This is a genomic window from Aquabacterium sp. UBA2148, from assembly GCF_002328915.1.
GTDB lineage: Bacteria > Pseudomonadota > Gammaproteobacteria > Burkholderiales > Burkholderiaceae_C > Aquabacterium > Aquabacterium parvum.
The window spans coordinates 10,662-10,897 of the sequence record NZ_DCXA01000096.1; the positions used below are offsets into that span (position 1 = coordinate 10,662).

Annotated in this window: 1 protein-coding gene; it reads left to right on the top strand. The window is 66.9% G+C overall.

Going from position 1 to position 236, the window contains the following annotated elements; genetic code table 11:
* A partial coding sequence (locus B2W70_RS05175) for a hypothetical protein (protein ID WP_286743536.1) occupies positions 1-236 on the top strand: 236 nt, incomplete at both ends.

Sequence of the window (236 nt, forward strand, 5' to 3'; positions counted from 1 at the left end):
AACATCCAGTACACCCTCACCGACCTGCGGCCCGACGATGGCATCGCCGCCAGCGTCGGCTTCAGCGACATCGGCACCAACGCCTTCCTGGGTGGCGTGGCCGTGATCGACAACCTCGTCAGCGGCGACCAGGTGGGCTACGACACCCAGCACTCGGGCAGCTTCGGCCCGGCCAACCCTTTTGGCACGCGGGCTCAAACCGACTTCCTGCTGCCTGACAACACCAGCGCCGTGGC